Raw genomic sequence first — 10,992 nt, forward strand, 5'->3', positions numbered from 1 at the left:
GACGGCCTGCCCCAGGACCTGCGTTCGGCCGTGCACGTCCGGGCGGGCCGGCTGCGCGTACGCCGGTACGAGGCGGACGGCAGACCGGACGACCTCGTCGCCGCCGCGGCCCTGTTCGACAAGGCGAGCCGTACCATCCCGCGCGACCAGGAGGGTTACAGCGACCTGATAGAGGAGTGGGGCGACGCGCTGCTGCGCCGGGCCCGGCTCCCCGACGGCGTGCGGCACGTCAACGACGCGGTGCGGGTCCTGCGGGACTGCCGCATGGAGACCGCGGAGGGCGACCCGCGGCTCCCCGGACGCCTGCTGACGCTGGGCCGCGCCCTGATACTGCGGCACCGCAACCGCCGCGACCGGGTCGATCTCCGCGAGGCCGAGTATCTGTTCGGACTCGCGGCCCAGTCGGCCGACGACCCGCTGCTGCGCGCGCAGGCGTGGCTCGAACTGGGCGGCGCGCACCGGGCCGCCTACCGCTACACCGGCCGCCCCGACAAGCTGGACCAGGCGGCCGACGCGTACCGGAAGGCGGCCGACGCCGCACGTACCGCAGGCGAACGCGCGCCGGGCTCCGGAGCGGCGGGCACCGGCGGCCGGGGCACCGGCCGTTACGACGGGCCGGAGGTGACCGAGGCCATGGTGGCGGCGGCACAGGCGCACCACTGGCGCGGCGTGGTCTACGAGGCGGCGGGACGGCCGAGAGCGGCCCGGGACGCGTACCGCGCGGCGGCGGAGGAATGGCGGCGGCTGCCGGACGGCGGCGGCGAGGCCGCGGAACACACGGCGGAGCGGCTGGCGGAACTCACCCCGTGAGCGGCAAGGACCCCGGGACGAAGGCGGGGCGGGACGCGAGGACGAGAAGGGGCGGGCCGGCGGAAGCGGGAAGGGACCGCGACCGGATGCCGGCGGCGGCCCATGGCGGACGGGCGAACGGGCGGCGGCCCACGGCCCGAGAGAAAGGCGGACACGGCACATGACCACGGAAGAGACACGGCCGGGCGGAACCGACGCGGCGCTCCCGGACCTGCTGGACCTGGACCTGTCCGAGCTGCGCACGGTGCGGCACCCGGTACTGGAGGAGGTGCTGGCGCAGCTGCGGGACCGGACGGCGGAGCCAACAGAGGCGCTCTGGAACTTCAACAGCTCCCTCTAGAACCGTTTTGCGGAAGCGGTACCGCACGGGACGCAGCAGCACCCGCTCGGCGAAGCGTTTCAGTCGTTCTCTCCGGTGAACCGGACATCGTTGATCTCCGGTGTTTGCCCCGGCACCGGAACAGGGAGACTCCGGCACGGACCGGCGACGGGGCCCGGACCGGCGAGTGGTGTGACATCGGGGGTGTCTCGGAGTGGTGCAACAGGCGACGAGGCTTGCCCGCGCAACGGATCCCGACCGCCCCGGCGGGCCGCCGGCGGTGCCGTTCCGGCAGTTCGTCCTCAAGGTGCACGGCCGCTGCAACCTCGCCTGCCGCTACTGCTATCTGTACGCCGGAGCCGACAGCGGCTGGCGCGACCGGCCCGCCGCCCCGGACGACCGGGTGCTCAGCCGCGCCGCCGACCGCATCGCCGAACACGCCGCCGCACACGGCCTGCCGGACATCGCGCTGGTCCTGCACGGCGGCGAGCCCCTCCTCACCGACCCCGCGCGGCTGGGCGCCGTGGTGGACCGGGTGAGGGCCGCCGTCGAGCCCGGCTGCACCGTGCACGCCACCGTGCAGACCAACGGCACGCTGCTCACCCGGGACCGGCTCGACGTCCTCGCCCGGCACCGCGTCCGCGTCGGCGTCAGCCTCGACGGCGGGCTGGCCGCCCACAACCGGGAGCGTGTCGACCACGCGGGCCGGCCCTCCTGGCCCGCCGCCGCGCGCGGGCTGCGGCTGCTCGCGGACCACTGGCCGGCCGGGTACGCGGGCATCCTGAGCGTCGTGGACCCGGGGACCGACCCGGTCGAGGTGTACGAGTCGCTGCTCGCCCTGCGCCCGCCCGCCGTCGACTTCCTGCTGCCGCACGGAAACCTTTCGGCGCCGCCGCCCGGGCTGCCGGCCCCGGCCTCGGCCCCCGTGCCGTACGGCGACTGGCTGTGCGCCGCGTTCGACCGCTGGTGGGAGGCCGGGAGACGGGACGTCCGGGTCCGGCTGTTCGAGGAGTGCATCGCGCTGCTGCTCGGCATACCCGCCGCCACCGAGTCCCTGGGGCTCCAGCCGTTCACCGCGGTGGTCGTCGAGACCGACGGCAGCATCGAGCAGGTGGACAGCCTGAAGTCCGCCTACGAGGGCGCCGCGGCCACCGGGCTCGACGTCCACCGGAACAGCTTCGACGAGGCCCTCGCCCACCCCGGAGTGGCCGCCCGGCACGCGGGCGAAGCCGCCCTCGCCGACAGCTGCCGGTCCTGCCCGCTGCTGCACGTCTGCGGCGGAGGGCAGTACCCGCACCGCTACGAGCGGGGCAGCGGCTTCCGCAACCCGTCCGTCTACTGCGCCGACCTGCAGCGGTTCATCCGTCATGTGGCGGACCGGCTGGCCGTCTCCCTGGGCCGTCGGGGCGGCCCAATACCCCGGGCGGCCCACGACGGGCCGCCGTGAACTCCGCGGTTCCCGACCGGCTGCTGGCCGGGCTCGGCCGTACCGAGAGCGGCCCGGAGGTGCTGCGCATGCTGGTGGAGGACCAGCACACGCGGCGGCTGCTGCTGTTCCGCGCGCTGCTCGACGCTGTCCGCGACGCACCGCGCGACGCCCTGCCGCAGCACGTGAGGGACCGGGTGCACCGGCACTGGAGCCTGTTGGAAGCCGCTGACGGTGCCGACCGGGCCACCGCCCGGAAGGTGCTCTTCTACCCTCTCGTCGGCCCGTGGCTGCACCGGTGTCTGCGCGGCCTGGCCGCGCTTTCCGAAAACGCCGGTGTGCCCGCCCGGGCCGGGACCCCGGAGGGCCGCACGGAACTGCTCCGCGAGCTGGGCCATCTCGGTTCGCTGGCCGTGGCGGCCGCAGCCCGCACCGGCGTGCCCTTCGCGCTGCAACTCCCGGTGCACGGCGGACGTCTCGGTCTGCCCACTCTGGGCGTACTGCGCTGCGGCAGCCCGGCCGTGGGGATCACGGGCCGTGGCGGGGACACCGGCCTGACCCTCACCCCGGCGCCCGGCCGGGAGACTCCCGCGGACGTACGGCCCTGGGAGCACGGTTCCTGGTGGTCACCGAACCCGCGTTGGATTCCGCTGCACCGGCTGCCCGGTGGTCCCGGTTCCGTACTGCTCGACGACCTCGACCCATTCCGCACGGCCGACAGCGGTCTCGACCGGCACGGCCTCGGCGCGACCGGCGCACTCACCCTGGAACAGCGCGCCGGGTGGGACGCGGTGTGGCGCGGAGTCCATGCCGAACTGCGGGTCGGAGGCGAGGGGCGGGCCCTGGAGGCGGAGCGGCTGCTCCACTGTTTGGTGCCACTGGTCCGTCCGCCGGGCGCCAGCCCGAGCACCGCAGGTGCCGCTCATTGCAGCGGGACCCGCAGAGAGGCCTTCGGCGCGGTGCTCAGCAGCGTGCCGGACACGCCCTCCGCGCTGGCGGCCACGCTCGTCCACGAGTTGCAGCACGCCAAGCTCGCCGCCCTCACCGACCGGGTGGTGCTGCACCGGGCGGACGGCCGCGCACGCTACTGGGCGCCCTGGCGGCCCGACCCGCGCCCCTTCGACGGGCTGCTGCAGGGCACGTACGCGCATCTGGGCCTCGCCGACTACTGGCACCGCTGCGCGCTGAGCACCACCGACGCGGCGCGCCGTGACGGTGCCTGGGCCGAGCACTCCCGGTGCCACGCACAGGTGAGCGCGACCCTGCCCGCTCTGCGCGGCTCCAGAAGTCTCACCCCGGCCGGACGCGCGCTCGTCGAGGGCATGGTCGCGCGTCATGCCGAACTACGGGAACGCCCCCCGCCCAAGGGGCATCTCGCACGGGCTGCGGCGTATGTGGAGACGGCCCGGACGATGTGGCGGCGGCAGCGGACAGGATGAGCCACACCGGGCGGAATGCCCGGTGTATGTTCCACCTGGCGGAGTCTGACGCCCCGCCAGGTCGATGGATGTACTGATGTACCGGTGAAGAACGAGGGAGACGGTCACATGGCCGCAGCGCGCAGGGCATCCGTGGGAGGGTCCGGCGGACCCGTCACGATCAGCTTCGCGGGCTTCAACCGCGCTTGGGCCGAGTGGATCGGCGACCGGCTCGAACGTCATGGCCACCGCGTGGCCTACCAGAGGTGGGACCCGCCGGTGGAATCCACACTCGAAGACGCCCTGCGCGATCTGATGCTTGCCGAAGGGCGCATCCTCATCGTGCTCAGCGACTGGTATTTCCAGCTCGGCCCACGCGGCCACGACGAGTGGAACGCCGCACTCCGCGAGGTTGTAGCCCCGAACACCGACCGGTTCGCGGCCGTCTCCGTCACCACATCCGCCCTGCCGATGGCCACGGCCGCACTGGGGGCCGCCGATCTGTGGGGTGTGGGCGCGCACGAGGCGGAACGCAGGCTGCTGGCCAGGCTCGGCACCCCCGCCCGGGAAGTCGGCCCCACGGACTCGCGTACCGGTCCGCGCTATCCGCAGGAGCAGCCCCGGGTGTGGGGCGGAGTACCTCGCCGCAACATCCGCTTCACCGGCCGTGAGCATTTCCTCGCCCGGATCTACGACCATCTCCAGGACGCGGAGCGGGGCGCTGCCGTCTGCACCCTGCTCGGGATGTCCGGGGTGGGCAAGACGCAGCTGGCCGCCGAGTACGTCTACCGCTTCGGATCCAACTACGACGTGGTGTGGTGGGTCCCGGCCGGCGAACGCGGCACGCTTCGCCAGAAGCTCGCAGAACTGGCGCCGGCTCTGGGGCTGGCCACCGGTCCCGAGTACGGCGAGCGACTGCGCTCGGCCCGCGACGCGCTGCGCCGCGGGGAGCCGTACAGTCGCTGGCTGCTGGTGCTGGACGGCGCCGATCAGCCGGAGAACGTGGCAGACCTGCTGCCGAGCGGCTCGGGACATGTGCTGATCACCTCGCAGAACCGCGAGTGGAGCGAGCACAACACGGTGATGCTGGAGATTCCCGTCTACGAGCGGGAGGAGAGCGTGGCCTTCGTCCGCCGCCGCGCGCCCCGCCTGGACCGGGTGGAGGCCGACCGGCTGGCCGAGGCGCTGGAGGACCTGCCGCTGCTCCTCGACCAGACCGCGGGCTGGCTGAACGACGCCGCCATGTCAGTGGACGAGTACATCGAACTCCTGGGCACCGGTGCCGAGTCCGCCGTCATGAGGGTCGCGGCGGACTTCCCGATGACCTTCCAGACGGCCTGGTCGATACTGCTGAACCGGCTCCGCGAGACCGTCCCGGAGTCGGTGGACCTGCTGCGGCTGTGCGCGTTCTTCGCGCCCGGCACGATCCCCGTCGACCTGCTCCGCGAGATCCCGGCCAAGGACCTGCCGGAGCAGCTCGTCGGCCTTGTCAACAACCCGGTGCGCTGGAACGCCGCCCTCGGCAAGCTCATCCAGTATTCAGTGGTACGGCTGGAATCGCACGACCCGGGCGACGACGCGGGAGCCCCCGGCGGCGAGACGCTCTACATGCACCGCATGGTGCACCAGGCGGTGCGCGACGGGATGCCGCAGGAGGATCGGGTGGAGTACTCCCGGGTGGTCCGGAGGGCGCTCGCCGCGGCGGACCCCGGCCGTCCCACCGACACCCGCCTGTGGCCGAGGTACTCCGAACTGGCCCCGCACTTGCGGACGGCGGACGTCCTGGAGAGCACCCACCCGGGCGTGCAGAACCTCGTGCTCAACTGCCTGCGCTACCTGTACTTCTGCGGTGAGTACAAAGCCGGCCTGGAACTGGCCGAGCGGGCTCGCGACGCCTGGCGCGAACTCCTGGGCCCGGTGCACCAGCGGTTCTGGGACATCAGCTATCACTACGCCAACCTGCTGCGCGCCACAGGCGACTACGCGGCCACCGAGGCCGTCGACCGGGCCGCTGTCGACCACCTCCGGGAGGAACGCGGGCAGCAGGACCTCGACCTGTTGCGCGCGGCCAGCGGACTGGCCGCGGATCTGCGCGGCCTCGCCCGCTTCGACGAGGCGCTGACGCTGTCCCGCACGATCCTCGACAGCTACACCGATCTGATCGGCGAGGACGACTCCCGCACGCTGAACGCGCAGAACAACCTGGCCGTCTCGCTCCGGCTGCTCGGCCGGTTCGGTGACGCGTTGCGGCTGGACCGCAAGACACTGGAGGCGCGCCGCGAGCTGCTCCGGCCCCGCCACACCTGGAGCCTGTTCTCCGAGATCGCCTACGGCACCGACCTGCGACTGCTGGGCCGATACGACGAGGCGGTCTCGCTGCTGGAACAGAGCGTCCGGGTGCACCGCGACGTCATGGGCGCCGACAACCCGCAGGCGATGCGCTGCGAGCACGCCCTCGCCATGGCCCGGTACCGCGCGGGTGACCGAGCCGCGGCAGGGGCGCTGCTCGCCAGCTGCCTCGAACGCTGTGAACGGGTGCTGGGAGAGAACGACCCCTTCACCCTCATCGCAGCCTCCAGCTACGCCGTCTTCTCCCGCGAGCACGGCAGCCTCGACCAGGCCCGGGAGCTGGGCGAGGCCGTCACCGGGCACTACCGGCGGCTGCTCGGTGACCGGCATCCGTACACCGTCGGGTCCACGGCCAACCACGGGCTGGTGCTGCGGGCTGCCGGTGAGCGGGACCAGTCGCACGACGTGCTGGAGCGGGCCCTCGACGGCATGACCCGCGCCGTCGGCCCCGACCATCCGTGGACGCTGGGCTGCGGGCTCAACGTGGCCGGCGCCCGCAATCTGGCCGGCGAGCCCGAGGCCGCGGCCGGGCTCAGCCGCGATCTCGTCACCCGGACGACCGCGACGCTCGGCGCGCTCCACCCGCTGACCCTCTCCTCCCAGGTCGCTCTGGCCGCCGACCTGCGGGCGCTGCGCAAGCGGCAGGAGGCGGACAAGGTGGAGGAGGAGGCGCTCGGCGGGCTGGCCGGCACGCTCGGCCCGCAGCACGTCCACACGGTCTCCGCCCGTTCCCGCACCCGCCCGTTCTGGGACTTCGAACCCCAGACGACCTGACAGGGGCTGGGGGACGGACCACGCGTCGCAGCACGGCATCCACGGCGTCCGCGCCGCATGGCGTCCACGGCGTCCGCGCCGCATGGCGTCCACGGCATCCGCGGCCTACGGCCTCCACGGCACCCGCGGCGGACGGCACTCGCGGCGTACGGCACCGGCAGGCGGGCGCACGAGGGCCCTCGGTACGTCGCCGTGCAGCACGGGCCGACGGTGCCGTACGCACGGCTGCCGGCGAGCCGTACGCACAGCCGACGGTGCCGTACGCACCGACGGGCGGCGCCGTACGCTCCGGCGGCCGGTGCCGCGGTGCCGCAGGAACGGCGGCGGGGCCCCACCCGGAGGNGGGGCCCCGCCGCCGTCACAGGCTCCGGCGCGCCGGTCCTGCGTGCCGTGCAGAGCCCGTGCCGTGCAGAGCCGTGCCGTGCCGTGCAGTGCCGTGCCGTGCCGTGCAGTGCCGTGCAGTGCCGTGTCAGATGTCGAAGACCTCGCTGACGAGCGCCTGCTGCTCCGCCTGGTGGCGCTTGTTGGAGCCCACCGCCGGGGAGGAGGAGTGCGGCCGGGAGACCCGGCGCAGCCGCTCCGCGGGCGGCAGGTCCGCGCCGACCGAGAGGTCCAGGTGGTCGATCAGGTTGAGCGCGATGAACGGCCAGGCACCCTGGTTCGCCGGCTCCTCCTGGGCCCAGATGAACTTCTCGGCGTTCTGGAACCGGCTGAACTCCGCCTGCAGCTCCTTGCCGGGCAGCGGGTAGAGCCGCTCCAGCCGGACCAGCGCGGTGTCGTTCGCGCCGCGCTTCTCCCGCTCGGCGAGGAGGTCGTAGTAGACCTTGCCGGAGCAGAACACGACCTTGCGGACGGCGTCGGCGGCCTCGGCCGTGTCGAAGGCGCTGTCGCCGATCACCGGGCGGAAGCCGCCGGTGGTGAACTCCTCCGTCTTCGACGCCGCGGCCTTGAGCCGGAGCATCGACTTCGGGGTGAAGACGATCAGCGGCTTGTGGTGCGGGTTGTGGACCTGCCAGCGCAGCAGGTGGAAGTAGTTCGACGGCAGGGTCGGCATGGCGACCGTCATGCTGTTCTGCGCGCACAGCTGGAGGAAGCGCTCGATCCGGGCCGAGGAGTGGTCCGGGCCCTGGCCCTCGTAACCGTGCGGGAGCAGCAGCGTGACGCCGGAGGTCTGGCCCCACTTCTGCTCGGCCGAGGAGATGAACTCGTCGACCACGGTCTGCGCGCCGTTGACGAAGTCGCCGAACTGCGCCTCCCAGAGCACGAGGGCGTCCGGGCGGGCCAGCGAGTAGCCGTACTCGAAGCCCATCGCCGCGTACTCGCTGAGCAGCGAGTCGTAGACGTTGAACCGGGCCTGGTCCTCGGAGAGGTACAGCAGCGGGGTGTAGTCGTTGCCGGTCTCCCGGTCGACGAGCACCGCGTGCCGCTGGCCGAAGGTGCCGCGGCGGGAGTCCTGGCCGGCGAGCCGGACCGGCGTGCCCTCCATCAGCAGGGAGCCGATGGCGAGCGTCTCGCCCATGCCCCAGTCGATGGCGTTGTCCTCGATCTGGGCCGCGCGGCGCTGGAGCTGCGGGGCCAGCCGCGGGTGGACCGTGATCCGGTCCGGGACGCTGACCTGCGACTCGGCGATCCGCTTGATGACTTCCTGGGAGACCGCGGTGTCCACCTTGACGGGGAACTCGGCCTGCGGCTCCGGGACCTCGGGCGCCATCGGCGTGGCCGTGGCGTCGCGGACCTCGGTGAAGACCTTCTCCAGCTGCCCCTGGTAGTCCTGGAGCGCCTGCTCGGCCTCCTCGACGGTGATGTCGCCCCGGCCGATCAGCGACTCGGTGTAGAGCTTGCGCACCGAGCGCTTCTTGTCGATCAGGTCGTACATCAGCGGCTGGGTGAAGCCGGGGTTGTCGGACTCGTTGTGGCCGCGCCGCCGGTAGCAGATCAGGTCGATCACGACGTCCTTGTTGAACGCCTGGCGGTACTCGAAGGCGAGGCGTCCGACGCGGACCACGGCCTCGGGGTCGTCGCCGTTCACATGGAAGATCGGCGCCTCGATCATGCGGGCCACGTCGGTGGCGTACATGGAGGAGCGGGCCGACTCCGGGGCGGCGGTGAAACCGACCTGGTTGTTGATGACGATGTGCACGGTGCCGCCGCAGCGGTAGCCGCGCAGCTGCGACATGTTCAGGGTCTCGGCGACCACTCCCTGGCCCGCGAAGGCCGCGTCGCCGTGCAGCTGGACCGGGAGGACGGTGAAGTCCGTGCCGCCCTTGCCGATGATGTCCTGCTTGGCCCGGGCGATGCCCTCGACGATCGGGTCGACGGCCTCCAGGTGGGAGGGGTTGGCGGCCAGCGAGACCTTGATCTGCTCCCCGTCGAGGCCGGTGAAGGTGCCCTCGGCGCCCAGGTGGTACTTCACGTCACCGGAGCCGTGCATCGACTTCGGGTCGAGGTTGCCCTCGAACTCGCGGAAGATCTGGGCGTACGACTTGCCGACGATGTTGGCGAGGACGTTCAGCCGGCCGCGGTGGGCCATGCCGATGACGACCTCGTCCAGGCGCGACTCGGCGGCCGAGTCGAGCACGGCGTCGAGCAGCGGGATGACGGACTCGCCGCCCTCCAGGGAGAACCGCTTCTGGCCGACGTACTTCGTCTGCAGGAAGGTCTCGAACGCCTCGGCGGCGTTGAGCCGGCGCAGGATGCGCAGCTGCTCCTCACGCTCCGGGCTGGAGTGCGAGCGCTCCACCCGGTCCTGGATCCACTTGCGCTCCTTGGGGTCCTGGATGTGCATGAACTCGATGCCGGTGGTGCGGCAGTACGAGTCGCGCAGGACGCCGAGGATGTCGCGCAGCTTCATCATCGACTGGCCGGAGAAGCCGCCGACCGCGAACTCGCGCTCCAGGTCCCACAGGGTGAGGCCGTGCTCGATGATGTCCAGGTCGGGGTGCTTGCGCTGCTTGTACTCCAGCGGGTCGGTGTCGGCCATGACATGGCCGCGGACCCGGTAGGCGTGGATCAGGTCGAAGACCCGCGCGGCCTTGGTGACATCCTCGTCGTGCGAGACGTCGATGTCGCGGAGCCAGCGGACCGGCTCGTAGGGGATGCGCAGCGACTTGAAGACGTCGTCGAAGAAGTCGTTCTCGCCGAGCAGCAGCTGGTTCATGATCCGCAGGAACTCGCCGGAGGCGGCGCCCTGGATCACGCGGTGGTCGTAGGTGCTGGTCAGCGTCATGACCTTGGAGACGCCCAGGCGGTTCAGGGTGTCCTGGGAGGTGCCCTGGAACTCCGCCGGGTACTCCATGGCGCCGACACCGAGGATGAGGCCCTGGCCGGGCATCAGGCGCGGCACGGAGTGCACGGTGCCGATGCCGCCGGGGTTCGTCAGCGACGCGGTGACGCCGGAGAAGTCCTCCATCGTCAGCTTGTTCGCACGGGCTCGGCGCACGATGTCCTCGTACGCCTGCCAGAACTCGAAGAAGTTGAGCGTCTCGGCCTTCTTGATGGCCGCGACGACGAGCTGGCGGTCGCCGTTGGGCTTGACCAGGTCGATGGCGAGGCCGAGGTTCACGTGCTCGGGCTTGACCAGCGTCGGCTTCCCGTCCACCGACGTGAACGAGTAGTTCATCGAGGGCATCGCCTTCAGCGCCTGCACCATGGCGTAGCCGATGAGGTGCGTGAAGGACACCTTGCCGCCGCGGGCGCGCTTGAGGTGGTTGTTGATGACGATGCGGTTGTCGAACAGCAGCTTCACCGGGACCGCGCGGACGGACGTGGCCGTCGGCAGCTCCAGCGAGGCGTTCATGTTCTTCGCCACGGCGGCGGACGGGCCGCGCAGCGTGACCAGCTCCGGCCCGGCGGCCTCCTCGGCCGCGGGCTCCGCGGTCTTGGCGGCCGGCTTGGCG

The 10,992-nt window shown here is 72.2% G+C and carries 5 protein-coding genes and 1 pseudogene; 5 read left to right on the forward strand and 1 reads right to left on the reverse strand.

Annotated elements, in window-relative coordinates:
- From GCU69_RS32900 to fxsT, 5 genes and pseudogenes are all read left to right on the forward strand, one after another.
- Positions 1–810: pseudogene (locus tag GCU69_RS32900) on the forward strand (SAV_2336 N-terminal domain-related protein); the annotation flags it as partial.
- A 160-nt stretch (positions 811–970) separates the two neighbouring features.
- Positions 971–1,150: an FxSxx-COOH cyclophane-containing RiPP peptide gene (gene fxsA, locus GCU69_RS30940; RefSeq protein WP_098750035.1), complete on the forward strand. Its 180-nt coding sequence runs from the start codon at positions 971–973 to the stop codon at positions 1,148–1,150.
- 196 nt (positions 1,151–1,346) lie between these two features.
- On the forward strand, positions 1,347–2,576 hold the full coding sequence (locus tag GCU69_RS30945; protein ID WP_408055867.1) for an FxsB family cyclophane-forming radical SAM/SPASM peptide maturase: 1,230 nt from the start codon (positions 1,347–1,349) through the stop codon (positions 2,574–2,576).
- Positions 2,573–3,994: an aKG-HExxH-type peptide beta-hydroxylase gene (locus tag GCU69_RS30950; RefSeq protein ID WP_156207859.1), complete on the forward strand. Its 1,422-nt coding sequence runs from the start codon at positions 2,573–2,575 to the stop codon at positions 3,992–3,994. The genes GCU69_RS30945 and GCU69_RS30950 overlap by 4 nt, the downstream gene beginning before the upstream one ends.
- A gap of 108 nt (positions 3,995–4,102) precedes the next feature.
- Positions 4,103–7,096 carry an FxSxx-COOH system tetratricopeptide repeat protein gene (gene fxsT, locus GCU69_RS30955; RefSeq protein ID WP_156207860.1) on the forward strand — a complete coding sequence of 998 codons (2,994 nt, stop codon included), beginning with the start codon at positions 4,103–4,105 and terminating at the stop codon, positions 7,094–7,096.
- A 469-nt stretch (positions 7,097–7,565) separates the two neighbouring features.
- On the opposite strand, the gene GCU69_RS30960 is transcribed toward fxsT, so the two are convergent.
- Positions 7,566–10,992, reverse strand: a 3,427-nt coding sequence (locus GCU69_RS30960; protein ID WP_156207861.1) for a multifunctional oxoglutarate decarboxylase/oxoglutarate dehydrogenase thiamine pyrophosphate-binding subunit/dihydrolipoyllysine-residue succinyltransferase subunit, incomplete at its 5' end; no start/stop codon positions are given.

It is taken from the genome of Streptomyces lycii, from assembly GCF_009735685.1.
Lineage (GTDB): Bacteria > Actinomycetota > Actinomycetes > Streptomycetales > Streptomycetaceae > Streptomyces > Streptomyces lycii.